The organism is Nocardioides ginsengisoli, from assembly GCF_039537225.1.
Classification (GTDB): Bacteria; Actinomycetota; Actinomycetes; order Propionibacteriales; family Nocardioidaceae; genus Nocardioides; species Nocardioides ginsengisoli.
In genome coordinates, this window is record NZ_BAABAC010000049.1 from 146,055 (window position 1) to 170,518 (window position 24,464).

Below are 24,464 nucleotides of genomic sequence, written 5' to 3' on the forward strand. Positions count from 1 at the left end.
TCCTGGGCGTGAGCCTAGCGGTGCCGGCACCGCCGCCGGAGGTTGTGTCGGACCCCTCTCCTAGGGTTCTCGACGTGAGCAACCGATGAGCAAGCTGGACGCCGTACGGGCCCTGCGCGAGGCCCGTTTCAACCAGGAGAGGAGCCGCCAGACGACACAGGACTCGCCGCGCGCCGCACAGCGCGCCGCCGCGCGGGCCTCCGCGCCGATCGCGCCCGAGGTCGCCCACCCCGGGGCGGCAGCGACGCCGCCGAGCACGGCTGACGAGCTGTGCGGGCACCCCGGCAAGGGCGGGCGCACCTGCCAGCGCGAGCGCGGGCACGCTGCGAAGACGCACCGCTACACAGACACCTCAAATAGGGCTTGAGGGGCCTCTCGGCGCGGGCGTTCACTCGCGGTGAGGAGGTCGCATGTCCCACCGCGAATCCGTCGGCGCCGGCCGTAGCGGCCGGTCGGCCCTGACCGACACGCCCACCGCGGCGTACCGGGTGCTCGAGACCCGGGCCACGCTCGCCGCCACGGGCACGCTGGTGCTGCTCGGCGCCCTCGCCTGGGTGTGGACCGCACTCGCCAACCGCGGCATGGACGACATGAGCGTCGGACTCGCGCCCGGTGGCGCGATGATGGCGATGTCGTTCGACATGAGCATCGGCGTCTTCCTCGGCATGTGGACGGCGATGATGGTCGCGATGATGCTGCCCACCGTCGGGCCGATCGTCCTGCTGCACCGCATGGTGACCCGGCGCCGCGGTGAGGGTCCGCTCGCCTCGGTCGGGCTGGTCGCCGGCTACCTCGCGGTCTGGGTCGCGGCCGGCGTGGTGCCGTACGCCTTCCTTGCCGCGGTCCGCGACGTCCCCCGCGACGACGGCTGGCTGGTCCCGTTCGGCGGTGCGGTGCTGATCGTCGCCGGCGGCTACCAGTTCACCGCCTGGAAGGACGCCTGCCAGCGCGCCTGTCGCACTCCCCTGTCGTTCGTGATGACCCACGACTTCGGCACGGGGCCGCTCCAGGCTGCCCGCGTCGGCGTCACCCACGGCCTGTACTGCGTCGGCTGCTGCTGGGCGCTGATGGCGGTCCTCGTCGTGGTCGGGCTGACCAACCTGGCATGGATGGCCGGGATCGCGCTGATCTTCCTCGCCGAGAAGCACTGGCGGCACGCCGTCGCGCTGTCCCGGGTCGCCGGTACGGCGCTGATCGCGCTCGGCGTCGCGATCCTCATCGAGCCGTCGCTGCTCGGGAGCATCGCCGGCTGACCCGCCGCGACGGCGGCTCGTCGTGGGCGTCGTCGGGCGGGCGCGGGTCAGAGCGTGCGCTGGTAGACCTTCACCCGCCCGAGCACGACGTACCCGAGGATCTCGTTGACCCCGATCATCTGCTCGTTCGACTCGGCGTTCCAGGTCGTCAGCGAGTCCAGGCCCGGCTCGGCGTCGCGCAGCCAGCGCAGCATGTCGGCCTTGAGCAGCAGCCCGAGCCGGTGGCCGCGGTGAGCGCGGACGACGGAGGTGTCGTGCTGCGATCCCCAGCCCGGCTGGTCACGCGAGACGGCGACGACGGTCTGACCGGCGAGCTCGCCGGTCGGGACGTGGCGGGCGACGACGCGGTACAGCTCGTTGCCGTGGGCGGCGACGGAGTCCTCGTAGGCGCGCATCCGGCCGCCGCTGAACACCTCGTCCTCGTAGTCGAGGTCGTCGGTCGGGGCGTCGTTGATCGACGACGCCATCAGCGCCAGCGCGTCCAGCTCGTCGTCCGGGGTGGGGCCGAGGCGGCGCTCGAGGACGTAGTCGGCGGCGTGCGGGAGCGCGGCGTCGTAGCGGCGGTCGAGCTCGGGCCAGTCGATGTCGGCGAGCACCTGGCGGCGGTTCATCTCGGTGGACTTGCACGCATAGCCGTGCCGGCGGGCGAAGGCGTCGAAGGCGTACGCGTCCCAGGCGCCGCCGGCGACGGTGGTGCGGCCGAGGCGGCGCAGCTTGTCCTCCATCGCGGCGAGCAGCAGCGAGCCGTAGCCCTGCCGGCGGTGCCGGGGATGGATCCCGACGTCGACCCAGCCGAGGTGGAGGTTGTCGTAGTCACTCGCCTCGTAGCCCGCCCAGCCGACGACCTCGCCGTCGACCCGCGCCAGGTGCGGCGTGCCGGGCTCGCCGTCGAAGCCGTGCCGCCACCGCGCGTCGGCCCCGCGGGGCGAGGTGGACCGCTGCCAAGGAGCGTCGGCCTCGTCGATCGCATTGACCAGGTCGGTCCAGGTGGCGAGGGCATCGGCGTCGTCGGGTCCGAACGGGACGATCTCCATGGAAGGAGCATGCGATGCGGGGCTCGCGGACTCCACTGGATATCCTGGGCCGGTGAACCAGACGTCGCCCTCCGGCTCGGCGAGCCCCGCGCGCCGTCGTCACCTGATGGACCCCAACGCCCCGCGCAAGGCGCCCGACCCGCGCGACCTCGAGCGCCTTCAGCGCGTGCAGCGCCGGGTGGTCTCGGTCCTGGTCATCACCACGATCATCCACCTCTCGGCCGGCTTCGTGATCGCCGCCGACCACGTGTCGGCCGCGCGCTCCGACGCCCGGATCGGGCTCAACGTGATCGCGTCGGCCTTCCTCGTCGGAGGCATCGCCGCGACGCTGATCCTCAACGGCCGCTCGTGGAAGTCGCCGTGGCTGCTCCTCGGACTGGTGCCCGGCATCGTCGGCATCTGGTGGACGGTGCTCTGAGCCTCCCCGTGCGGGGGTCGGCTCAGGCCGGCGCGGAGTAAGCGTGGAAGACGGCCTCGATGTTGTTGCCGTCGAGGTCGCGGACGAAGGCGCCGTAGTAGCCGGGGTGGTACTCGGGGAACGGGCGCGGCTCGTGGAGCACCTCCGCGCCCGCGGCGACGGCGGCCTCGAAGAACGCCTGGACGGCGGCCACGTCGGCGGCCTTGAACGCGACATGGACCTCGCGCTGCGCCGGCATGTCGGCATAGCTGCTCAACCAGAACGCCGGGTCTCCCTCGACGCCGTAGCCGACGGCGACGTCGTAGTCGAGGACGCGACCGTAGCCGAGGGGCGCGAGGACCTGGTCGTAGAAGGACTTGGACGCAGCGAGATCGGCGCAGTTGATGCCGAGGTGATCGATCATGCGGCCCATCGAACCAGGATGCGCCGACAACCGCCTCAGATTCCGCCTCAGATTCCGGGTCGTCCGGCCGATCAGGGGGACATGCACCTCACGGCACCGGACGTGCATCCCGGCGTGCTGCAGTCCGTCGCGCTCACGCTGCGCCCGACCTCCGGCAGCCCGATGGCGATGGAGACCAAGGTGCTCGACCTCGAGCCGCAGCCCGACGGATCCACCCGGCTGGTCGTCGCGCCACCCGCCGGCCTCGACCCGCGCGAGCACCACTTCGACGCGACCCTGGCGTGGACGTACCCGCTGGGGCGGATGGAGTGCGCGGTCAGCACGCGCCCCGGCCGTCGCGCGTACGGCGACGTATGGGTCCTCTGCCCGAGCGCGCCGGCGACCCGGCTGCAGCAGCGGGCGTACTTCCGCGCGCGGATCCCGGTGCCGGTCCTGCTCCGCTGGCGCGAGCCCGCCGACTGCGCAGAAGACCAGCCGCAGCCGGAGACGCCCGAACCAGTCGAGCCGATCGAGCTGCACGGCGTGGTCGTCGACCTCAGCGAGGGCGGCCTGCTGGCGTCCGTCCGGAGCGAGCCGCCCGCGCCGGGAACCGAGATCGAGGTGACGGTCCGCCTCGACGGTCACAACCTGAGCCAGCCGGCCCGGGTGATCCGTCATGTCGACTTCGCGAGCGGCGGGACCGGGGTGGCGGTGGAGTTCACCGACCCGAAGGTCCACGGCGACCAGCTGCGGTCCGTGGTGTTCGCGGCCGAGCGGCAGCGCCGCCGCCGTACCTGACCCAGGCGAGGGTCGTGTGCCTGAGAACCCGGATATCCGGGTTCTCAGGCACACGACTCCCCGAAGGGAGCGGTCAGAGCCGCTCGATGATGGTGACGTTGGCCTGGCCGCCGCCCTCGCACATGGTCTGCAGGCCGAAGCGGCCGCCGGTGCGCTCCAGCTCGTTGAGCAGCGTGGTCATCAGCCGGGCGCCGGTGGCGCCGATCGGGTGACCGAGGGCGATGCCGCCGCCGTTGACGTTGAGCTTGTCGTGCGGGGCACCGGTCTCCTTCATCCACGCCAGGACGACGGAGGCGAAGGCCTCGTTGCACTCGAAGAGGTCGATGTCGTCGATCGTCATCCCGGCCTTGGCCAGCGCGTGCTGGGTGGCGGGGATGGGGCCGGTGAGCATCCAGACCGGGTCGTCGCCGCGCACCGAGAGGTGCACGATCCGCGCGCGCGGGGTGAGGCCGTGGTCCTTGACCGCCTGCTCGGAGGCGATGAGCATGGCGGCGGAGCCGTCGCAGATCTGCGAGGCGACGGCGGCGGTGATCCGGCCGCCGGGCTCGAGCGGCTCGAGGCCGGCCATCTTCTCCAGCGAGGTCTCGCGCGGGCACTGGTCGGTGTCGAAGACGCTGCCGTCGGCGAGCGTGAACGGCGCGATCTCGTTCGTGAAGCGCCCCTCGGCGATCGCGGCGCGGGCCCGCTCGTGCGAGGCGAGCGCGTACTGCTCCATGTCCTCGCGGGTGATGTCCCACTTCTCGGCGATCATCTGCGCCGAGCGGAACTGGCTGACCTCCTGGTCGCCGTACCGCTTGATCCAGCCGGGCGACTCGGCGAAGGGCGTCGAGAAGCCGTACTGCTGGCCGACGAGCATCGCCGCGGAGATCGGGATGGCGCTCATGTTCTGCACGCCGCCGGCGACCACCAGGTCCTGGGTGCCGGACATGACGCCCTGCGCCGCGAAGTGGACGGCCTGCTGCGACGAGCCGCACTGGCGGTCGATCGTCACACCAGGGACGTGGTCGGGCAGGCCCGCCACGAGCCACGCCGTACGGGCGATGTCGCCGGCCTGCGAGCCGATCGTGTCGCAGCAGCCGAGGATGACGTCGTCGACGGCGCCCGGGTCGATGCCGGTCCGGTCGACGAGCGCGCTCAGCGAGTGGGCGCCGAGGTCGGCGGAGTGGACGCCGGCGAGCGCGCCGCCGCGCTTGCCCACGGCGGTGCGGACCGCGTCGACGATATAGGCCTCAGCCATGGCTTCTCCTTGGGTGGTGGGGGTGGACGATCAGGCGTGCTGGCTGCTGACGGAGATGACCTCGCCGGTCAGGTACGACGAGTAGTCGCTCGCGAGGAACACCATCACGTTGGCGACCTCCCACGGCGCGGCCGCGCGGCCGAACGCCTCGCGCTGCTTGAGCTCGACGAGCAGCTCGGGCGAGGTCACCTTCTCCAGGAACGGGTGCATGGCCAGCGACGGCGAGACCGCGTTGACGCGGATGCCGTGCGGGGCAAGGTCGAGCGCCGAGCAGCGGGTCAGCGCCATCACGCCGGCCTTCGCGGCGGCGTAGTGGGCCTGACCCTCCTGCGCGCGCCAGCCGATGACGGACGCGTTGTTGACGATGACGCCCTTCTTGCCGGCCGCGACGAAGCGCTGGCCGACCGCGCGGGTGGCGCGCATGGTGCCGGTGAGGGTGATGTCGATGACCCGGTTCCAGGTCTCGTCGGTGACCTCGAGGATCGAGTCGGTGCCGCCCAGACCCGCGTTGTTGATCATGATGTCGACGCCGCCGAACTCCTCGGCCGCGTCGAGGAGGGCCGTGATGTCCTCCTCCAGCGTGACATTGCAGACCAGCTGGCGCACGCGGTCGGCGCCGAACTCTGCGGCCAGCGCCTCCTCGGCCTCCTTGAGCCGGCGCTCGTGGGTGTCGCTGAACACGACGGCCTTCGCACCCTCCTCCAGCGCACGGCGGACGACGGCCGCGCCGATGCCCGCGCCCGCGGCCGCGGTCACGACGACCACCTTGCCGGCGAGCAAGTCGTGGCCGGGGACGTAGTCGGGGGTCGGCTGCTCGGGTCGCATTGCAGTCATGGTCAGGCTCCCTTGGGTTCGCGGGGCAGGCCGAGCACACGCTCGGCGAGGATGTTCTTCTGGATCTCGTCGCTGCCGCCGTAGAGCGTGTCGGCACGCGAGAAGAGGAAGAGGCGCTGGTGGTCGTCGAGGTCGTACGGCGTGCCGGACGTCCGCGTCAGCAGCCCGTCGCGGCCGGCGACGTCCATGGCCACCTCGCCGAGCGTGCGGTGCCAGTTGGCCCAGGCCAGCTTGAAGATCGAGCCCGCTCCCCCGCCGGCGGCGGAGTCCTGGCCGCCCTCGACGAGGGCGAGCGCGCGCAGGGCGTAGCTGCGGATCACGGCGAGCTCGGTCTTGAGCGCGGCGAGCCGGTCGCGGACGACGGGGTCGTCGATCGAGCCGTTGTCCTTGGCGCGGGCGACGACGCTCTCCAGCTCGCGGGCGAAGCCGACGGTCTGACCGAGGGTCGAGACGCCGCGCTCGAAGCCGAGCAGGCCCATCGCGACACCCCAGCCGCGGCCGGGCTCGCCGACGACGAGGTCGGCCGACGTACGGGCGCCGGTGAAGAAGACCTCGTTGAACTCCGAGCCGCTGGTGAGCTGCTCGATCGGGCGGACCTCGACGCCGTCCTGGCGCAGCGGCACCAGCAGGAAGGAGAGTCCCTGGTGGCGGCTCGAGCCGGGCTCGGTGCGGGCGACGACGAAGCACCAGTCAGACAGGTGCGCGAGCGACGTCCACACCTTCTGGCCCTCGATCACCCACTCGCCGGTGGCCTCGTCGAGGCGGGCGCGGGTCTGGACGTTGGCGAGGTCCGAGCCGGCGCCGGGCTCGGAGTAGCCCTGCGCCCACAGCTCGCGGACGCCGACGATCTCGGGCAGAAAGCGCTGTTGCTGCTCCGGCGTGCCGAACGCGATGAGCGTCGGGCCGAGGAGCTGCTCGCCGAGGTGGTTGACGCCGGCCGGCGCGTCGGAGCGCGCGTACTCCTCGTGGAAGATCACCTGCTGCCACAGCGACAGGCCGCGGCCGCCGTGCTCGGTCGGCCAGCCGACGGCGGTCCAGCCGTGCTCGGCGAGGTGCCGGTTCCAGGCCAGACGCTCGTCGTGGGCCTCGTGCTCGCGGCCCGGGCCGCCCAGCCCCCGCAACGTCGCCCACTCGCCGGTCAGGTGGTCGCCCAGCCATTCCCGGATCTCGACGCGGAATGCGCGGTCCTCAGCACCCTCGGTCAGGTTCATGGCTGCTACCCTACCAAGCAAATGCTTGGTTCACGCACCGCATGGACCTAGATTTCTCCCACAGCGGTCCCCCACCGGATGAGGAACACGAACTGACATGGATCTCGAACTGAGCGAGTCCGAGCTGGCCTTCCAGGCCGAGGCTCGCGCCTGGCTGGCGGCCAACGTACCCGCCGAGCCGCTGCCGTCGCTGGACACCGCGGAGGGCTTCGTCCTGCACCAGGAGTGGGAGGCCAAGCTCGCCGCCGACCGCTGGTCGGTCGTGTCCTGGCCGAAGGACTACCACGGCCGCGAGGCGTCCCTCATCGAGTGGATCATCTTCGAGGAGGAGTACTACCGGGCCGGCGCGCCCCTGCGCGTGTCGCAGAACGGCATCTTCCTGCTCGCGCCGATCATCTTCGAGCACGGCACCCAGGACCAGCAGGACCGCTTCCTCCCGACCATGGCGACCGCCGAGCGCGTGTGGGCGCAGTGCTGGAGCGAGCCCGAGGCCGGCTCCGACCTCGCCTCCCTCAAGTCCACCGCCCGCCGAGACGACGACCGCGGCGGCTGGGTCCTCAACGGCCAGAAGATCTGGTGCTCGCGCGCCGCGCTGGCCCACTGGGGCTTCGGCCTGTTCCGCAGCGACCCGCAGGCGCAGAAGCACGCCGGGCTCACCTACTTCCTCTTCCCGCTCGACGCCGAGGGCGTCACGGTGCGCCCGATCGCGCAGCTGGACGGCGAGGAGGGCTTCGCCGAGGTCTTCTTCGACGACGTCTTCGTCCCCGACGCCGACGTCCTCGGCGCGCCGGGCGACGGCTGGCGGGTCGCGATGAGCACCGCCGGCAACGAGCGCGGCCTCTCGCTGCGCTCCCCCGGCCGCTTCACCGCCGCAGCCGACCGCCTCCTCGCGCTGTACGACGAGCGGCCCGACGCGCGCGTCGCCGACCGTGTGGTCGACGCGTGGATCAAGGCCGAGGCCTACCGGCTCTACACCTGGGGCACGGTCACGAAGCTCGCCAAGTCAGATCGCGGCGGCGACATCGGCAACGATCTGAATTTGCGCGGCTCGGTCAACAAGGTCTGGTGGAGCGAGCTCGACGTCGCCCTGCACGAGACCGCGCTCGACCTGCTCGGCCCCGACGCCGAGCTCGAGTCCCGGTGGCTCGACGGCTACACCTTCTCGCTGTCCGGCCCGATCTACGCCGGCACCAACGAGATCCAGCGCAATATCGTCGCTGAGCGGATCCTGGGTCTGCCCCGCGAGGCGAAGGGAGCACAGCAGTGAGGTTCGAGCTCACCACCGACCAGCAGGACTTCGCGGCGTCCCTCGACGCGCTCCTGGCCGCCTCCGACAGCGTCGGCGCCGCCCGCAGCTGGGCCGAGGGCGACCACGCCGCCGGCCTCAAGCTCTGGGACCGGCTCGCCGAGCAGGGCCTGACCATGCTCGCGACCGAGGCGTCGCCGGTCGAGGTCTGCGTGGCCTTCGAGGCGCTCGGGCGGCACGCCGTCCCCGGCCCGTGGGTCGAGTCGGCCGCCTACCTGCCGCTCGCGCTCGGCGCCGAGACCGAGGGCGTCGCCACCGTGGCCGCGCCGGAGTCGTCGTACGCGCTCGACGCCGACGTCGCCGACCAGGCCTATGTCATCGACGGCGCGGGCCTGCGCACGGCCGTCGTCGGCGCCGCCGCGGTCTCCGTCGATCGCACCCGCCACCTGTTCGAGGTCACCGCCGGCGACGCCGTCGAGACGCCGGGCGACACCGCCGCGGCCTACGACCTCGCGGTCCTGGCGACCGCCGCCCAGCTGCTCGGGGCGGGCGAGCGGGTGCTCGCCGACGCGGTCACCTACGTCAAGCAGCGCAAGCAGTTCGGCCGCGAGATCGGGTCGTACCAGGCGATCAAGCACAAGCTGGCCGACGTCCGGATCGCGCTCGACTTCGCGCGTCCGCTCGTCTACGGCGCGGCGCTCGACCCGACCCCGCGTGCGGTGTCGGCGGCCAAGGTGGCGTGCGCCGACGCGGCGTACCTCGCCTCCCGCACCGGACTCCAGGTCCACGGCGCGATCGGCTACACCCAGGAGTTCGACCTCAGCGTCTGGATCACCAAGATCCGCGCGCTGGTCACCGCCTGGGGCACGCCGGCCGCCCACCGGGCCCGCATCCTCGACACCCTCCGGAGCGCGTGATGCAGTTCGAGCTGAGCGAGGACCAGGCCGAGCTGGCGGCGACCGTCCGCGGCCTGCTCGACAAGCGGGCCGACTCGGCCGCCGTCCGAGCCGCGTCGACCTCCGAGCAGGGGTACGACGAGGCGCTGTGGGCGACGCTGTGCGAGCAGATCGGCGTGACGGCGCTCGCCGTCCCCGAGGAGTACGACGGCGTCGGCGTCACCTTCTTCGAGACCGCCGTGGTGCTCGAGGAGCTCGGCCGCACGATCGCACCGTCGCCGCTCCTGGCGACGACCGTGGCCACCGAGGCGCTACTCGCCGGCGCCTCCGACGAGGCCAAGAAGCGACTGCTCCCCCGCATCGCGGCGGGTGAGATCGCGACCATCGCGCTCGACGAGGGCGCCGTGCTCGACGGCGACCGCGCCGAGATCGTCCTCGCCGTCCGCGGCGACGACCTCGTCGAGATCGCCGGCGCCACCGCGACGTGGGTCGAGGCGATGGACCAGAGCGTCCGGCTCGCCCGGCTCGACCTCACCGACGCCGAGCTCACCGTGATCGGCGACGGCAGGGCTGCGCGCGAGCGGGCCGAGCTCGTCGGCGCGGCCGCGGTCGCGGCCCTCGCGGTCGGCCTGGCCGACCGGGCGCTGCGGATGACCGTCGACTACAGCAAGGAGCGCGTCCAGTTCGGGCGCGCGATCGGTTCCTTCCAGGCGCTCAAGCACCGGATGGCCGACGTTCTGGCGCGGGTGGAGATGGCGCGCTCGGCGAGCTGGGCGGCGTCGTACGCGCTGGCCGACGCCGACACCGACGCGGACGAAGCCGCCTTCCTGACGCACTCCGCGGCGTCGTACGCGATCGAGACGGCGGCCCTCGCCGCCAGCGAGTGCGTCCAGTTGCACGGCGGCATCGCGATCACGTGGGAGCACGACGCGCACCTGGTGTTCAAGCGCGCGCACGCGCTCGGGCAGCTGTTCGGGGCACCGCACCGCCACCGGGCGGCCGTCGCGCTCTGAGCTCAGGCCGACGGGCTCGAGCAGCGCGCCACCGCGGCGGCGCGCCGGTCGAGCGGCAGCGGACACGGCCGGACGGTCACCCCGACCTTCCGGCTGTTCCGCTTCCCCTGGTGCAGCCGGTACCAGACCGGCCCCACCCGCACGCTCGGCCGCGCCAGGTAGGCGACGCCGCTCGCCGGCAGCCGGACCGCGGTCAGCTGCCGCCACCGCCCACCCGGCGTGCTGCGCACCTGCACCACGACCCGGCTGCCGGCCTTCGCGCGCACCCGCAGCGTGTAGCCCTGGCCGCGACCGGCGACGGACTCCGACGCGGTGATCCGCAGCGGCCGGCCCGACGCCTGGGCGCGGCCCGCGACCGGGCGGGCGGCCGTGCGCAGGCTTGCGAGGAGCTGGACGATCGAGGCGTCGAACGGCTGCGCGAGCAGGGTGGGCGGCCCCGAGGTCGTACGGCGTGAGGTGACCGCCCAGATGAACCCGACGTCGCGGTTGACCATGCTCACGAACCACGGGCCGCCGCTGGCGCCGCCGTTCATCGGGCACGCGATCTGGGCGTCGGTCGAGTCGAAGGACGGCGTCGTCGGGCCGGCGCACTGCTGCGCGCCCTCACCGTCGTACGGCGCCTCGGCGGGCCAGCCGACGACCCGGACGCCGTCCTCGCGGGCCGGGTAGTTCCAGGCCAGGCCGTTGCCGCCGACCACGTCGACCAGGTTGTGGCCGTTGTGCGGCGCGACCGCGATCACGGCCTGGTCGTGGACGGTGTCGTCGCACTCGGTGATCCACTGCGCCTGGGCGACGGCGCGGACGCCGGCCCAGACGCCGTACGGGCGATCGGCGTGGTCGTAGGCGGGCACGAACGCGAAGTTCGTGAAGTACCGGCCGGCCCGGCAGCCACCGAGCAGCACCCGGCTCGCACCGGTGTTGACGCAGTGCCCGGCGGTGATGACGACATTGCGCTCGGGGGTGTTGACGGCCGCGGCCGAGCACGAGTAGTCGCTCGTCGCGTCGGAGAAGAACAGCCGTCCGACGCTCTTGGGCGGCACGACCGGCGTCGATCCGCCCGCGCGGGTGGTCGAGCGGCCCGCGCCGGGCGCGTCGCCGGCCAGGTCGAGCGGCTGCGCGTCGCGCATCCGCTGCGGCGTCCAGTACGCCCCCGGGTCGGTCGCGACCGGCCCCTGGGCGACCGCGGTCGCCGTGGTCGGCGTGGCCGCCAGGAGACCGGCCAGCAGGAGCCACGCCAGCGCGGCGACTCCCCGTCGGTGCGTCGTCGGCATCGATCCCCCCAAGGCCGTTCGCCAGGCCGTTCGTCAGGCCGTTCGTCGTAGCTCGATCGGGGGGATCAACGCGCGAGCGGCGCCCGAGGCTACGTCGCCGAGGAGTCCGTGGTGCGGTAGCGACCCTGGAAGTAGAGCAGCGGCTCGCCCGCCGAGTCGCCGGCGGCAGCGGCCTCGAGATGTTCGACCTTGCCGACCACGATGAAGTGGTCGCCGCCCTCGTAGACCGCGTGGATCGTGCAGTCGAGGTGGGCCAGGGTGCCGTCGATGACCGGCGACCCGGTCACCTTGGCGGGCTGCCACCCGATCCCGGCGAACTTGTCGATCCCCTTCGTCGCCATCTGGCCGGAGACGTGCTCCTGGTCGGCGGCGAGGATGTTGACGCAGAACCGGCCGGCACGCTGGATCAGCGGCCAGGCGCGCGAGGAGCGCGCCGGGATGAACGTGATCAGCGCCGGGTCGAGCGAGACGGACGAGAACGACTGGCAGGTCATGCCGACCGGCTCGTCGCCGCTCATCGTGGTGATGACGGCGATCCCCGACGCGAAGCAGCCGAGGACGTCGCGGAACCGGCGGGCCGCGGCCTGGGCCTCCGGGTCGTCGTGAACCGCGACCTCCTCGCCGGGCCGCAGCTCGAAGTCGACGTCGGCGTCGCCGAGCCAGGACTGGATCAGCTCGGGGTGCGGCCAGGTCTCCCTGGCGTCCGGGCTGATGCCGTCGGGGATCTCGCTCACGTCCGTCACGTTAGTGCTCAACTCACTGTCCGCCGAACACGTGGCCCCAGTACGAGACCGCGGTCGACTCGCGGGCGACCCAGCGGGCGTCGTCGACGGTCATGCCCTCGGTGCCGAACTCGACGTCGAAGCCGCCGGGCGACTTCACGTAGAACGAGATCATCTCGTCGTTCATGTGCCGCCCGAGCGTCGCCGACAGCGGAGCGCCGTGCTTGCGGACCCGCTCCAGCGCGCGGCCGACGTGGTCGAGCTTGTCGACCTCGAGCATCACGTGCACGCACTTGCTCGGGTTCGGCATCGGCAGGAACGCCAGCGAGTGGTGGCGCGGGTTGACGCCGAGGAAGCGCAGCCAGACCTTGCTGCCGGGCTCCTTGCCGACGAACTCGCCGGGCATGCTCATCGAGTCGCGCAGCCGGAAGCCGAGCACCTCGGTGTAGAAGCGCAGCGCCTCCACGTCGTCGAGCACCGGGACGACGATGTGGCCCATGCCCTGGTCGCCGGTCACGAAGGTCGCGGCGTACGGCGTGACGACCGGCCGCGCCTCGTAGGTGATGCCGTGGAACAGCTCGAAGACGTTGTCCCACGGGTCGCGGAAGCGGACCAGCTCCTGGACGCGGCGCTCGGCGAGCTCCTCGCGGGTGCCCTCCTCGAACTCCACGCCGGCCTTCTGCAGGTGCTCGCGGGCGGCCTGCAGCGCCTGGTGGTCGGCGAGCTCCCAGCCGGTGCAGTCGAGCTGGTCGACGTCCGACGGGAACACCACGAGGCGCGCGGACACCTCGTCGATGCGCCAGTACTGGTTGTCCGGGTCCGGGCCGCGGCCCTCGGCGAGGCCGAGGACCTTGCCGGCGAAGGTCTTCCAGGCGTCCAGGTCGGTGCTCGCGACCCGGATGTAGCCCATCGACTTGATGTCGATCGTCATCAGGCGCCCCTCTCTCGGTGGCGGTTCAGGAAGCTGACGGCAACCTCGCGGAACTCGTCGGCCGCCTCGATCTGCGCCCAGTGGCCGCAGTTCGGGAAGACGTGCAGCTGAGCCTTGGGGATCAGCTTGAGCGCCGCGAAGGCCCCGTCGAGCGGGTTCACGCGGTCCTCGCGGCCCCAGGTGAGCAGGGTGTGCTTGCGCAGGCGGTGGGCCTCGCGCCAGAGCATCCCGTCCTCGGCGGTCTCCGGGTTCCAGAAGGACATGCCCATCGAGCGCATCGCGTCCTGCGCGCCGGGCGCGGTGGCGTCGGCGAAGCGCTCCTCGACGAGCTCGTCGGTGACCAGGCCCTGGTTGACGACCATGGTCGAGATGAAGGCGCGCAGCGACTCACGACTGGGGTTGGCGCCGAAGTCCATCAGTCGCTGCACGCCCTCGGTCGGGTCGGCGTGGAAGAGGTTGAGCGAGAGCCCTCCCGGTCCCATGAGGACCAGCCGCCCCACCCGGTCGGGGTAGGTGAGCGCCAGGCGCATCGCCGTACCGCCGCCGAGGCTGTTGCCGAGCAGGTGCACCTTCTCGATGCCCAGCTCGTCGAGCAGCGCGACCACCGCGTCGGCCGCGAACCGGTAGTAGTTGCCCACCACCGGCGGCTTGTCGGAGCCGCCGAAGCCGGGCTGGTCGACGAGGAGGGTGCGGTACTCGGCGGCGAAGCCCCCGAGCGCCGGGCCGAAGTTCGACCAGGACGAGGCACCGGGGCCGCCGCCGTGAAGCATCACGAGCGGCAGCCGACCGGCTCCCTCCCCCGCCTCGTAGTAGTCGAGGGTGATCTCGCCGGCCGCCTCGGTCTTGACCTGGGCGGAGCGGCGGGTGGCCTCCTTCGAGAAGTCGGCCATCTCAGTACATCCCCGGGTCGACCTTGTGCCCGAACTGCTGCGCGCCGTACATCTGCAGCGCGCGCTCGGGGTCGTTCGCCGCGTGCACCCGGCCGGCGTGCGCGTCGCGCCACGCCCGCTGGAGGTAGGTGCCCTCGGCGAGCGCCCGACCCCCCGAGGCCTCGAAGAGCGCGTCGATCGCCTCGATGGAGCGCGCGGTGCCGAGCACCTGGTCGCGCCGGACGCGCAGGCGCAGCTCGAGCGGGATCTGCTCGCCGCGGGCGACGTACGCCTGCTCCTCGCGGATGTTGCTCATCAGCAGCGCCCACGCCGCGTCGATCTCGGACGACGACCGCGCGATGCGGACGGCGGCGAACGGGTCGAGCGACGCCTTCTCACCGAGGTAGGCCGCACGGACGCGCTTCTGCTGCATCTCGACGTGCTCGGCGTACGCGCCCTTGGCCATGCCGATGATCGGCGTGGCGATGGTCGAGGTGAAGATCGAGTGGAACGGCAGCTTGTAGAGGTCGCTGGTGTTGACCGCCTGGCCCGGGCCCCTGCACTGGCCGGTCTCGCCCATCGAGAGCGTGAACGCCTCGGGGATGAACGTCTCCTCGACCACGATGTCGTTGGAGCCGGTGCCGCGCAGGCCGACGACATTCCAGACGTCGACGATCTGGTACTTCTCCCGCGGGACCATGAAGGTGCGGAAGTCGACGACCTGGCCCTCCTCGTTGAACACGAGGCCGCCGAGCAGCACCCACGCGCAGTGGTCGGAGCCCGACGAGAAGCTCCACTTGCCCGAGAGCGTGAAGCCGCCCTCGGTGATGACGGCCTTGCCGGTCGGCGCGTACGACGACGACAGGCGCACGCTCTGGTCGTCGCCCCACACGGCCTGCTGGGCCTCGTCGGCGAAGAGCGCGACCTGCCACGGGTGGACGCCCACGACGCTGGAGACCCAGCCGGTGGCGCCGTCGGCGGAGGCGATGTCGCGGACCGCGGTGTAGAACGCGACCGGGTCGGCCTCCATGCCGCCGTAGCGCTTCGGCTGGAGGAGGCGGAAGAAGCCGGTCTCCTCGAGCTCCTTGATGGAGGCGTCCGGGATCACCCGGAGGCGCTCGCCCTCCTCCGCGCGCTCGCGGATGGTCGGGAGCAGGTCACGCACGCCCGCGAGGACGCCGTTCACCTCGGGAGTGAAGTCCTGGTACATGGGAGCTCCTGTGTGTGCGACAAACTGTGGGACCAATGGTAGAACACGTTCTACTTTTGGCAAGTCGGACATGCCGACCGCCTCGTTCGGGACGCGTGGCGAGTGCGGCGGACATGGCGTCACCCCGACACTAGAACCTGTTACAGTTTTTCGCATGAAGGACTCCTACGACGTCGTCGTGGTCGGCGCCGGCGGTGCCGGCATGTCGGCCGCGCTGACCGCCGCGCACCAGGGACTCGACACGCTGCTGGTCGAGAAGAGCGGCTACTTCGGCGGTTCCACCGCGCGCTCCGGCGGCGGCGTGTGGATCCCCGGCAACTACGCGCTCCAGGCCGCCGGCCAGGTCGACGCGGGCGATCGCGAGGCCGCCAAGACCTACCTCGACTCCATCGTGGGCGACGTCGTCCCCAAGGTGCGCCGCGACACCTACCTCGACCGCGGCCCCGAGGTGCTCGACTTCCTCAAGGCGAAGACGCCGTTGCGGTTCACCTGGGTGCCCGAGTACGCCGACTACCTGCCCGAGCAGCCCGGCGGCCGTCCCCGCGGGCGCAGCGTGGAGCCCGTCCCGCTGGACGCGCGCTTCCTCGGCAGTGAGCTCGAGCGCCTCCACCCGCCGTACACGAAGGCGCCGGCGAACCTGATCGTCACCCAGGCCGACTTCCGCAAGATCAGCCTCGGCCTGCGCACCATCAAGGGCCCGCTGACCATGCTCAAGGTCATGCTCAAGCGCCTGCTGGCGATGGTGACCGGCAAGAAGATGTTCGCGATGGGCAACGCGATCGCGATCGGCCTGCGCAAGGGCCTCGTCGACGCCGGCGTCCCCGTCGCCTACGACACCGCGCTCCTCGACCTGCTCGTCGAGGACCGCCGCGTGGTCGGCGTCGTCGTCGAGACCGGCGGCGAGCGCCGCGAGATCCGCGCCACCCGCGGCGTCATCCTCGGCTCCGGCGGCTTCGAGCACAGCCAGGAGCTGCGCGAGAAGTTCCTCCCCCAGCCGACCTCGTCGACCTGGTCGACGGGCGCGGCGTCCAACACCGGCGGCGGCCTGCTCGCCGGTACGGCGGCCGGCGCGGCCACCGACCTGCTCGACGACGCCTGGTGGGGACCGACCATCCCGCTCCCCGGCCGGGCGTGGTTCTGCCTGGCCGAGCGCAACCTGCCCGGCTCGATCATCGTCAACGCCGCGGGCGCGCGCTACATGAACGAGGCGCTCCCCTACGTCGAGGCCACGCACGAGATCTACAAGGGCCAGGCCACCGGCGTCGACCACGTGCCGTCGTACATGGTCTTCGACCAGACCTACCGCAACCGCTACCTGTTCGCGGGCGTCGCGGGCCGTCAGCCCTTCCCCGGCCGCTGGTACAAGGAGGGCGTCGTCGTGAAGGCCGACACCCTCGCCGAGCTGGCCGCCAAGGTCGGCCTGCCGGAGGGGTCCCTCGACGCCACCGTCGAGCGGTTCAACGGCTTCGCCCGCGCGGGCGTCGACGAGGACTTCCATCGCGGCGAGTCGGCCTACGACAAGTACTACTCCGACCCCACGGTCAAGCCGAACTGCTCGCTCGCGCCGATCGAGAAGGGCCCGTTCTACGCGGTCAAGATCGTCCCCGGCGACCTCGGCACCAAGGGCGGCCTGGTCACCGACGAGCGCGCCCGCGTGCTGCGCGAGGACGGCACCGTCATCGCCGGCCTGTACGCCGCCGGCAACGTCTCGTCGGCCGTCATGGGCAACACCTACCCCGGCCCGGGTGGCACCATCGGACCCGCCATCGTGTTCGGCTACCTGGCCGCCGAGGACATCGCCGAGAACACAGCCAAGGAGAACAGCTGATGCCGATCGACCCGTCCGTCGCGATCGGAGCCGACCTCGGCTCGCGCACCTTCTCGTGGACCGAGTCCGACGTCCTGCTCTACCACCTGGGCATCGGCGCGGGCTCGCGCGCCGGCGACAACCTCGACCCGGCCGCGCTGCGGTACACGCTCGACGATGCGGCGCTGCAGGTGCTGCCGTCGTTCGGCGTGGTGGCGCCGACCTTCCACGAGACCAACCCGCCGCCGCTCGACCTCCCCGGCTGCGACATCAACCTCGCCCAGGTCGTGCACGGCTCGCAGGCGATCTCGGTGTCGGGCCCGCTCCCGACGTCCGGCACGGCGACCGTGCGCACGACGATCACCGACATCTGGGACAAGGGCAAGGCAGCCGTCATCTGGCAGGAGGGCGTCGCCACCGCCGGCTCCGACGGCGCCGGCGAAGAGCTCTGGCGGGTGCGCTCGTCGATCTTCGTCAAGGGCGAGGGCGGCTGGGGCGGCGACCGCGGCTCGGCCGAGCCCGTGGTCGTGCCCGACCGCGCTGCCGACCACGTGTCGTCGTACGCCGTGACGCCGCAGCAGGCCCTGCTCTACCGCCTCTGCGGCGACCGCAACCCGCTGCACGCCGACCCCGGCTTCGCCAAGGCGGCCGGCTTCCCGGCGCCGATCCTGCACGGCCTGTGCTCCTACGGCATCGTGCTGCGCGAGCTCACCGACGGCCTGCTCGGCGGCGACGCGACGCGGGTGGGCGGCTTCACCGGGCGGTTCGCCGGCGTCGTCTTCCCCGGGGAGACGATCCGCGTGGCCGGCTGGCGCGAAGGCGACGCGATCATCGGCTCGGCGACCATCGACGGCGGCGACGGCGGCGACGGCGGCGACCGCGACGGCTCGCCCGTGCTCGCCGACTGCGTGCTCACCCCGGCCTGAGCCCTGAGCCCGCCCGGTCCTGAGCCTGTCGTTCGGGTGGGCCGCCGGGCTACGTTGGGGCACGTCCCCGACGAAAGGTCTGCCATGCCCACTCGCACCGCACGCACCGCCTGGAACGGCGGGCTCCAGGACGGCTCCGGACAGGTCGAGCTGACCTCCTCCGGCCTCGGCACCTACGACGTCTCGTTCCCCAAGCGGTCCGCGGACGACGCCGACGGCGCCACCAGCCCCGAGGAGCTCATCGCCGCGGCCCACTCGGCCTGCTACGCGATGTCGCTCTCCAACGAGGTCGCCAAGGCCGGCGGGACCCCACACGCGCTCGACGTCTCCGCCGCCGTGACCCTCGGCGCCGACCCGGCCGGCGGCATCCGGATCACCGGCGTCAAGCTCACCGTCCGCGGTGAGGTCGAAGGTCTCGACGACGCCGGATTCCTCGCCGCCGCCGAGACCGCCAAGGTCGGCTGCCCGGTGAGCAAGGCGCTCACCGGCACCGAGATCACGCTGGACGCGGCGCTGGAGAGCTGAGCGCGGCGGGTGCAGGAATCCCCGCTTCAGCGGGGATTCCTGCGCTTCCTGACGGTTGCAACGGTCAGGAAGCGCCAGTTTCCGTCAGGAAGTCCACCCGATCACCGACCCGGATCGTCCCGCCCTCGAGCACCCGGAACACCGTCCCGGCCCGGCGTCGGAGCGCCTCCTGCGCTCCGGCGCCGATCGTGTCGTCGAGCAGCTTGCACGGCGCCGCGACCCGGACCACCTCGAGCAGCACCTCGCCGATCCGGATCCGCGCGCCCGGGTCGCGCGGTACGGCGCCCGCACTGATCGTCACGTTGCGCCGGGTCAGCTCGCTCGGCACCGGGCTGCCGTACGCCGCCGCCGCCTCGTCGAGGCGCTCCCGGCTCTGCACGGTCACGTGCCGGTGCCGGGTGCCGTGGTAGCGGTCGCCGACGATCCCGCGACCGGCCTCGACCTCGACGACGTCCTTGGCCTGCATCGGCAGGCGACTCGCCTTGGCGATATGGAGCGCGGCGACGACGGGAGGGTGGTCCACGGCTCGAGGCTACTGTCCCCTAGGGTGCGGCCCATGGACGTCCGGCTGCCCGCACCCGCCGGCAACCCGCCCCGGCTCCCCTGGCTCGCGCTCGTCATCGGGGCGGTGCTGATCGTCACGTCGCTCGCAGCGACCGGCACCCAGGCCCTCGACCGGGTCGACGTCATCGACGCCCTGATGCTCGCCCTGACCGGCCTGGTGATCGCTGGCTGGGGCGGCTACCGGCTCTGGTCGCGGCCGCTTCTTCAGCTCGAGCCGGCCTCCACCTCGACGGCGTCGGCGTGACCATGCAGAGCACGGACGCCGGCGCGATGCTGCTCTGGGCGAACGTCGAGCTCGTCGAGGTCGGGTGGTGGGAGATCGTGCCGCCGTACGTCGACGAGGCACGCCATCTCCCCGTGCTGCGATTCATCGCCCGCGACGACCGCGACATCTCCGTGAACGGCGCCGGCGCGCTGGCGGCCCGACTGGGGCAGGCGTTCGGGATGTCGCCGGCAGCCGCGGCGCTGACGGCCGTCGTCGGACCGTCCGGCCTCGGGGCGCTCGAGCAGGTGATCGGCTGGCTGGAGGAGAACCGGGGCGACGTGCCGGTCGAGATCGGCGAACCGCCCGCCGCCTAGCAGTGCGACCCGGGCGCGGGGTCAGGCTTGTACGGCCGCGGCCTTGTCGCGCAGCGCGGCGACCATCTTGTCGGGGTCCTCGGCCGAGTAGACCGCGGAGCCCGCGACGAAGACGTCGGCGCCCGCCTCGGCGCAACGCTCGATCGTCTCCAGCGAGACGCCGCCGTCGACCTGCAGCCAGGTCTCGATGCCGTGCTTGTCGAGCATCGCGCGCGCCCGGCGGATCTTCGGCAGGCACAGGTCGAGGAACTTCTGGCCACCGAAGCCCGGCTCGACCGTCATGATGAGCAGCATGTCGAGCTCGGGGAGCAGGTCCTCGTAGGGCTCGATCGGCGTCGCGGGCTTGAGGGCCATGGACGCGCGGGCGCCCGCCGCGCGGATCTCGCGGGCCAGCCGAACCGGCGCCTTGGCCGCCTCGACGTGGAAGGTCACCGAGCCGCAGCCCGCCTCGACGTACGCCGGGGCGTTGCGGTCGGCGTCCTCGATCATCAGGTGGGCGTCGAGCGGGATCGGGCTCACCCGCGCCAGCGCCTCGACCATCGTCGGGCCGAAGGTCAGGTTGGGGACGAAGTGGTTGTCCATCACGTCGACGTGCACCCAGTCGGCGCCGGGAATCCGGGCGACCTCCTCGCCGAGACGGGCGAAGTCGGAGTTGAGGATCGACGGGGTGATCTGGATGTGGCCCACGGACCGTCAGTCTAAGCGGTCCGCTCGCCGAGTCTTTACCCGCGCCGACGTAACACCCTCGCCCGCGGTCCCGTTGAAGGCTCGACGCGCGCGTGTTCGGGCCGCGCGCCGACCCTCTCGGGAGAGCTACGGGACGCCGATTCCCTTCATCGGCAGCTCACCAGTCAGAAGAGGTTCTCTCATGATCCGCATGACCCGGAAGAAGGTCGTCGTCGTCGGCGCGGCCAGTGCCGTCGTCCTCACGGGCGGCGTCGCGTTCGCGTACTGGACCAGCACGGGCGAAGGCACCGGCTCGGCCACGACCGGCACCTCCACCCCCTGGACCGTGAGCGTCGAGAACGTCTCGCTCGCGAATCTCACGCCGAACGGCCCGACCGACACGGTCCACTTCTCCGTCAAGAACGACAACAGCGGTGTCCAGCACCTCAACGGCACCGTCGCGTCGGTGACCGGCACCAGCAACCCCGGCTGCACGGCCGCGGACTTCGACATCAGCGCCACCACCATCGCGTACGGCGACGTCGCGGCCGGCGCCACGGTCAACGGCACGTTCACGATCCAGATGATCGAGACCGGCCAGAACCAGAACGCCTGCAAGGGCGTGACGGTCAACCTCAAGGTCGCCGCGAGCTGACCTCGCCCGACTGAGTTCCGAGCGACCGCGGCCAGGAGGAAGGAGAGCCCATGCGCAGGCATCCCGGACGGATCCGTCTGCTCGTGCTGCTGCTCGCCGCCCTCCTGGCCGCATCGTTCGGGGGCAGCGCCATCGCACCGACCGCGACCACCGTGGGGGTGGGGCTCACCGTGCGGGCCGACCAGACGTCCGTGGGCGTCGCCGTCGGCGCCCAGGCGGTCGTCGCCGTCACGGTCAGCCAGCCGGGCTCACTGCTCGGCCCGGTGCAACTGAGCGTGACCGGCGCACCCGTCGGCGCCAGCGTGGCGATCCTGCCCAACCCGGCCCTGAACGGCGTTCCGGCGGTCGTCGCGATCAGCACGAGCGCGTCGACGCCCGTGGGCAGCTATGCCCTCACCATCACCGCGACCGCCGGCGGACAGTCGGCGAGCGTCACCGTGACCCTCGTCGTGAGCCTGCCGACCGGCTTCACGATGACCCTGTCTCCTCCGGCCGCGACCGTCGTCGACGGCGCGTCCACGACGTACACGCTCTCCATCGACCGCGGCCTGCTCGCCGGCGCGATCGGCCTCACCGTCAGCGGCGTGCCGCAGAACGCCACCGCGACCGTCAGCCCGTCGCTGTCCATCCTCGGCAACACCGCGACGATCAAGGTCACCACCGGCACCGACGTGGTGCCGGGCGCCTACCTGATCACCGTGAAGGGCAAGGCGCTGCTGGCCTCGGCAACGGCGTCGGCGTACCTCGTCGTGGTGCCGCAGACCTACCCCCGCTTCCCGATCGCCGGCCAGCCCGACCGGACCCTCACGCCCGGCGGCGAACGCGCCGCGATCGACCTCGCGCTCACCAACCCGCACGGCGCCGCGATGACGGTGACCGGGCTCGGCGTCAGCGTCACGTCGACCGACACCGCGGGCTGCGGCACGCAGAACTACGCCATCGACGACTACAGCGGGCCCTTCCCGCTGACCATCCCGGCCAACAGCACCCGCACGCTCTCGCAGCTCGGGGTCCCGCGCGCCCAGTGGCCCGCCGTCCGGATGTTCAACCTCCCGACCAACCAGGACGCCTGCAAGGGCGCGAAGGTGCGGCTCGCCTACACCGGTGCCGGGAACGGGGCGTGAAGCGATGAGCCGTCGTCACCGCGCGCCCGGCCGGGTCGCGACCACCGCGCGCCGGAGCATCCGCCCGCTGCTCGCCGTCCTGCTGATCCTGGTCGTCGGCACCTCGCTCGGTGGCGTCGCCGCGGCGTACTTCGGGTCCGACGGCAACGGCACCGGCTCCGCCACCGCCGGCGACCTGCACGCACCGACCGGGGTCACCGCGGTTTCGACCTCCGGCACCGGTCGGGTCGACGTCAGCTGGACGGCGCCCGTCGGCGGGGCCGCCCCCGCGAGCTATCGCGTGCAGCGGGTGCCGGCGTCCGGCCCGGCCGTCGACGTCTGCACCACGACGAGCCTCTCCTGCTCCGTCGAGAGCGTGCCGATCGGCACCGCGCGGTACGTCGTCACCGCCGTCCTCCGCACGTGGACGACGGCGTCCGCGCCGAGCGACCCGGTCACCGTCGCCCAGGCGTCGCAGTCGATCACCTTCACGTCCACGCCGAACGCGCCGACGTACGGCGGGGCGTCGTACACCGTGAGCGCGAGCGGCGGCGCCTCTGGCAACCCGGTCGTCTTCTCCAGCGCGACGCCGGCCGTCTGCACCTCGACCGGCGTGAACGGCGCGACCACCACCTTCGTCGGCGCCGGCGCCTGCAAGATCAACGCCGACCAGGCCGGCAGCACCTACTACGCGGCCGCTCCGCAGGTCCAGCAGTCCTTCACGGTCGCCCAGGCGACCCAGGCGATCAGCTTCACCACGACCGTGCCGACCGGCGCGACGGTCGGCGGCAGCGGCTACCACCCGGCGGCGACGGGCGGCGCGTCCGGCAACGCGGTGGTGCTGACCGTCGACGCGACCACGTCGGCCAACTGCTCGATCTCCGGTGGCGTGGTCTCCTACCTCAAGGCGGGCACCTGCACCATCGACGCCAACCAGGCGGGCAGCGCGAACTACGCGGCGGCGCCGCAGGTGCAGCAGGCGTTCGCCATCTCCCCCGCGGCCCAGGCCGTCAGCTTCACGTCGACCCCGCCGGCGGACGCGAAGGTCGGCGACACCTACGCCGTCACCGCCACCGGCGGCGGCTCCGGCAACGCCGTCGTCCTGGCCAGCAGCACGCCTGGTGTCTGCTCCCTGTCCGCCACCGGACCGGGCGCCGCGACGGTCACCTTCCTCGCCCAGGGAACCTGCACGGTCACCGCCAACCAGGCCGGCAACGCCGACTACCTCGCGGCCGCCCAGGTGACCCAGACGATCGCCGTCACCCGCAAGGCACAGACGATCACCGGCCTCACCTCGCCGTCGAGCGCGACGGTCCCCGGGAGCTACACCGCGACGGCGACCGGCGGCGGCTCCGGCAACCCGGTCGTCTTCTCGACCACGACGCCCGCCGTCTGCACCAGCAGCGGAACGAACGGCGCCGTCATCACCTACGTCGCGGCCGGCACCTGCGTCGTCGAGGCCAACCAGGCCGGGAACACGACCTGGGCGCCCGCGCCGACGGCGTCCGTCTCGTTCGCGGTCAGCGCGCCGGCCGACACCACTGGCCCGACGATCGGGACCATCCGCCCGGCGGCCGGAGCCACCGGAGGCTGGACCGCCATGGCGTGCAACCAGCCCAACACCGCCGGCCGGATCTGCGTCTCCGCCAGCGACAACGTCGGCGTCACCGGCGTCACGGTCGTGCTGACGAAGTCGGGCGGGCGATGCTGGAGCGGCACCGCCTCGACGACGTTCGACTCGGCCAACTGCAGCACGCCGGTCGCGCTCACGCTGTCGGGCGGTGTGTGGGTGTCGAACCCGCTGGCCTGGCAGGGCAACAACGGGCAGCCGAACTTCAACAGCACCAGCTACACGCTGGACGTGACCGTGCGGGACGCGGCCGGCAACACCACGAGCACCAGTCGCTCGTTCTCGATCAACGGCGCCTGAATCTCGGTCGTCTCCGCCGGCGCCGTCGGGCATGATCGGGTCCGTGCCCGAGACCCGCAACTGGACGTTCGTGCTCGACACCGGCTGCCCCGAGTGCGGCTTCGCCCCCGGCGGGCTGACGCCCGCCGAGGCGGCCACGCGGGTGCGCAGCGCACTGCCGGGCTGGGCGGCGGTGCTGCTCGGCGCGACGGCGGCCGTACGTCCTGCGCCCGAGGTGTGGTCGCCGGTGGAGTACGCCGCCCACGTCCGCGACCTGTGCCGGCTGCTCCCGGCGCGCCTGGCCACGATGCTGTCGTTCGACGACCCCGCGTTCGCGAACTGGGACCAGGACGCGGCGGCGGCGGCCTACGGCTCACTGCCGCCGGCGGAGATCTCCGCCGACCT

Annotated in this window: 28 protein-coding genes; 16 read left to right on the top strand and 12 right to left on the bottom strand. The window is 72.3% G+C overall.

All coding sequences use genetic code 11. The annotated features are described in order from the left end of the window. Positions 1-85 precede the first annotated feature (85 nt). A complete protein-coding gene (locus AB4880_RS24390) occupies positions 86-367 on the top strand; it encodes a hypothetical protein (RefSeq protein ID WP_367921822.1) in 282 nt (93 codons plus the stop codon). 43 nt (positions 368-410) lie between these two features. Further along, a complete protein-coding gene (locus AB4880_RS24395) occupies positions 411-1,253 on the top strand; it encodes a DUF2182 domain-containing protein (protein ID WP_367921823.1) in 843 nt (280 codons plus the stop codon). 47 nt (positions 1,254-1,300) lie between these two features. On the opposite strand, the gene AB4880_RS24400 is transcribed toward AB4880_RS24395, so the two are convergent. Continuing rightward, on the bottom strand, positions 1,301-2,287 hold the full coding sequence (locus tag AB4880_RS24400; RefSeq protein ID WP_367921824.1) for a GNAT family N-acetyltransferase: 987 nt from the start codon (positions 2,285-2,287) through the stop codon (positions 1,301-1,303). A 52-nt stretch (positions 2,288-2,339) separates the two neighbouring features. Between AB4880_RS24400 and AB4880_RS24405 the strand changes: the two genes are divergently transcribed. Further along, entirely contained in the window at positions 2,340-2,705 is a 366-nt protein-coding gene (locus tag AB4880_RS24405) for a hypothetical protein (protein ID WP_367921825.1), read from the top strand. Between the two features lie 22 nt (positions 2,706-2,727). On the opposite strand, the gene AB4880_RS24410 is transcribed toward AB4880_RS24405, so the two are convergent. Then, positions 2,728-3,108, bottom strand: coding sequence for a VOC family protein (locus AB4880_RS24410; protein WP_367921826.1), 381 nt, complete (start codon positions 3,106-3,108; stop codon positions 2,728-2,730). A gap of 81 nt (positions 3,109-3,189) precedes the next feature. Between AB4880_RS24410 and AB4880_RS24415 the strand changes: the two genes are divergently transcribed. Beyond that, positions 3,190-3,885: a PilZ domain-containing protein gene (locus AB4880_RS24415; RefSeq protein ID WP_367921827.1), complete on the top strand. Its 696-nt coding sequence runs from the start codon at positions 3,190-3,192 to the stop codon at positions 3,883-3,885. Positions 3,886-3,958: 73 nt separating this feature from the next. On the opposite strand, the gene AB4880_RS24420 is transcribed toward AB4880_RS24415, so the two are convergent. The 3 genes from AB4880_RS24420 to AB4880_RS24430 are packed head-to-tail and all read right to left on the bottom strand — an operon-like array spanning position 3,959 to position 7,167. Continuing rightward, complete coding sequence (locus AB4880_RS24420) at positions 3,959-5,122, bottom strand: acetyl-CoA C-acetyltransferase (RefSeq protein ID WP_367921828.1); 1,164 nt, start codon at positions 5,120-5,122, stop codon at positions 3,959-3,961. A gap of 30 nt (positions 5,123-5,152) precedes the next feature. After that, positions 5,153-5,956 carry an SDR family oxidoreductase gene (locus tag AB4880_RS24425; protein WP_367921829.1) on the bottom strand — a complete coding sequence of 268 codons (804 nt, stop codon included), beginning with the start codon at positions 5,954-5,956 and terminating at the stop codon, positions 5,153-5,155. 2 nt (positions 5,957-5,958) lie between these two features. Beyond that, positions 5,959-7,167: an acyl-CoA dehydrogenase family protein gene (locus tag AB4880_RS24430; RefSeq protein WP_367921830.1), complete on the bottom strand. Its 1,209-nt coding sequence runs from the start codon at positions 7,165-7,167 to the stop codon at positions 5,959-5,961. A 97-nt stretch (positions 7,168-7,264) separates the two neighbouring features. Between AB4880_RS24430 and AB4880_RS24435 the strand changes: the two genes are divergently transcribed. The 3 genes from AB4880_RS24435 to AB4880_RS24445 are packed head-to-tail and all read left to right on the top strand — an operon-like array spanning position 7,265 to position 10,322. After that, on the top strand, positions 7,265-8,434 hold the full coding sequence (locus tag AB4880_RS24435; protein ID WP_367921831.1) for an acyl-CoA dehydrogenase family protein: 1,170 nt from the start codon (positions 7,265-7,267) through the stop codon (positions 8,432-8,434). Further along, positions 8,431-9,330 (top strand): acyl-CoA dehydrogenase family protein, encoded by a 900-nt coding sequence (locus tag AB4880_RS24440; protein WP_367921832.1) that lies wholly within the window; start codon positions 8,431-8,433, stop codon positions 9,328-9,330. The genes AB4880_RS24435 and AB4880_RS24440 overlap by 4 nt, the downstream gene beginning before the upstream one ends. Continuing rightward, on the top strand, positions 9,330-10,322 hold the full coding sequence (locus AB4880_RS24445) for an acyl-CoA dehydrogenase family protein (RefSeq protein WP_367921833.1): 993 nt from the start codon (positions 9,330-9,332) through the stop codon (positions 10,320-10,322). Before AB4880_RS24440 ends, AB4880_RS24445 begins: the two co-directional genes overlap by 1 nt. A 2-nt stretch (positions 10,323-10,324) precedes the next feature. Here the strand turns inward: AB4880_RS24445 and AB4880_RS24450 are convergent, their stop codons facing one another. The 5 genes from AB4880_RS24450 to hsaA form a co-directional block, all read right to left on the bottom strand. Then, positions 10,325-11,593 carry a trypsin-like serine peptidase gene (locus AB4880_RS24450; protein ID WP_367921834.1) on the bottom strand — a complete coding sequence of 423 codons (1,269 nt, stop codon included), beginning with the start codon at positions 11,591-11,593 and terminating at the stop codon, positions 10,325-10,327. A gap of 89 nt (positions 11,594-11,682) precedes the next feature. Then, positions 11,683-12,327, bottom strand: coding sequence for a flavin reductase family protein (locus AB4880_RS24455; protein WP_367921835.1), 645 nt, complete (start codon positions 12,325-12,327; stop codon positions 11,683-11,685). A 22-nt stretch (positions 12,328-12,349) separates the two neighbouring features. Beyond that, positions 12,350-13,246, bottom strand: coding sequence for an iron-dependent extradiol dioxygenase HsaC (gene hsaC, locus AB4880_RS24460; RefSeq protein WP_367921836.1), 897 nt, complete (start codon positions 13,244-13,246; stop codon positions 12,350-12,352). Continuing rightward, positions 13,246-14,136 carry a 4,5:9,10-diseco-3-hydroxy-5,9,17-trioxoandrosta-1(10),2-diene-4-oate hydrolase gene (gene hsaD / locus AB4880_RS24465; protein WP_367921837.1) on the bottom strand — a complete coding sequence of 297 codons (891 nt, stop codon included), beginning with the start codon at positions 14,134-14,136 and terminating at the stop codon, positions 13,246-13,248. The genes hsaC and hsaD overlap by 1 nt, the downstream gene beginning before the upstream one ends. Position 14,137: 1 nt before the next feature. Next, positions 14,138-15,325 carry a 3-hydroxy-9,10-secoandrosta-1,3,5(10)-triene-9,17-dione monooxygenase oxygenase subunit gene (hsaA, locus tag AB4880_RS24470; protein ID WP_367921838.1) on the bottom strand — a complete coding sequence of 396 codons (1,188 nt, stop codon included), beginning with the start codon at positions 15,323-15,325 and terminating at the stop codon, positions 14,138-14,140. Positions 15,326-15,479: 154 nt separating this feature from the next. On the opposite strand from hsaA, the gene kstD reads away from it, so the two are divergent. The 3 genes from kstD to AB4880_RS24485 all read left to right on the top strand — a co-directional run bounded on the left by kstD (position 15,480) and on the right by AB4880_RS24485 (position 18,583). After that, a complete protein-coding gene (kstD, locus tag AB4880_RS24475) occupies positions 15,480-17,153 on the top strand; it encodes a 3-oxosteroid 1-dehydrogenase (RefSeq protein ID WP_367921839.1) in 1,674 nt (557 codons plus the stop codon). After that, complete coding sequence (gene chsH3, locus AB4880_RS24480; RefSeq protein WP_367921840.1) at positions 17,153-18,058, top strand: enoyl-CoA hydratase ChsH3; 906 nt, start codon at positions 17,153-17,155, stop codon at positions 18,056-18,058. The genes kstD and chsH3 overlap by 1 nt, the downstream gene beginning before the upstream one ends. Before the next feature lie 84 nt (positions 18,059-18,142). Further along, positions 18,143-18,583: an OsmC family peroxiredoxin gene (locus AB4880_RS24485; protein ID WP_367921841.1), complete on the top strand. Its 441-nt coding sequence runs from the start codon at positions 18,143-18,145 to the stop codon at positions 18,581-18,583. A 64-nt stretch (positions 18,584-18,647) separates the two neighbouring features. Here the strand turns inward: AB4880_RS24485 and AB4880_RS24490 are convergent, their stop codons facing one another. Next, positions 18,648-19,106 (bottom strand): MOSC domain-containing protein, encoded by a 459-nt coding sequence (locus AB4880_RS24490; protein ID WP_367921842.1) that lies wholly within the window; start codon positions 19,104-19,106, stop codon positions 18,648-18,650. A gap of 33 nt (positions 19,107-19,139) precedes the next feature. Between AB4880_RS24490 and AB4880_RS24495 the strand changes: the two genes are divergently transcribed. Next, positions 19,140-19,391, top strand: a complete 252-nt coding sequence (locus AB4880_RS24495) for a hypothetical protein (protein WP_367921843.1) — start codon at positions 19,140-19,142, stop codon at positions 19,389-19,391. Then, entirely contained in the window at positions 19,388-19,726 is a 339-nt protein-coding gene (locus tag AB4880_RS24500) for a hypothetical protein (RefSeq protein WP_367921844.1), read from the top strand. Before AB4880_RS24495 ends, AB4880_RS24500 begins: the two co-directional genes overlap by 4 nt. Before the next feature lie 21 nt (positions 19,727-19,747). Here AB4880_RS24500 and rpe read toward each other — a convergent pair whose 3' ends face one another. Next, positions 19,748-20,413 carry a ribulose-phosphate 3-epimerase gene (rpe, locus tag AB4880_RS24505; RefSeq protein ID WP_367921845.1) on the bottom strand — a complete coding sequence of 222 codons (666 nt, stop codon included), beginning with the start codon at positions 20,411-20,413 and terminating at the stop codon, positions 19,748-19,750. A gap of 181 nt (positions 20,414-20,594) precedes the next feature. Here rpe and AB4880_RS24510 point away from each other — a divergent pair, with 181 nt between their 5' ends. The 4 genes from AB4880_RS24510 to AB4880_RS24525 form a co-directional block, all read left to right on the top strand. Beyond that, on the top strand, positions 20,595-21,047 hold the full coding sequence (locus tag AB4880_RS24510) for a hypothetical protein (RefSeq protein WP_367921846.1): 453 nt from the start codon (positions 20,595-20,597) through the stop codon (positions 21,045-21,047). Between the two features lie 50 nt (positions 21,048-21,097). Continuing rightward, positions 21,098-22,171 (top strand): hypothetical protein, encoded by a 1,074-nt coding sequence (locus AB4880_RS24515; protein ID WP_367921847.1) that lies wholly within the window; start codon positions 21,098-21,100, stop codon positions 22,169-22,171. Positions 22,172-22,175: 4 nt separating this feature from the next. After that, positions 22,176-24,080, top strand: a complete 1,905-nt coding sequence (locus tag AB4880_RS24520; protein WP_367921848.1) for a hypothetical protein — start codon at positions 22,176-22,178, stop codon at positions 24,078-24,080. A gap of 43 nt (positions 24,081-24,123) precedes the next feature. After that, positions 24,124-24,464 (top strand): DinB family protein (locus AB4880_RS24525; RefSeq protein ID WP_367921849.1); only part of this gene is annotated, 341 nt, incomplete at its 3' end.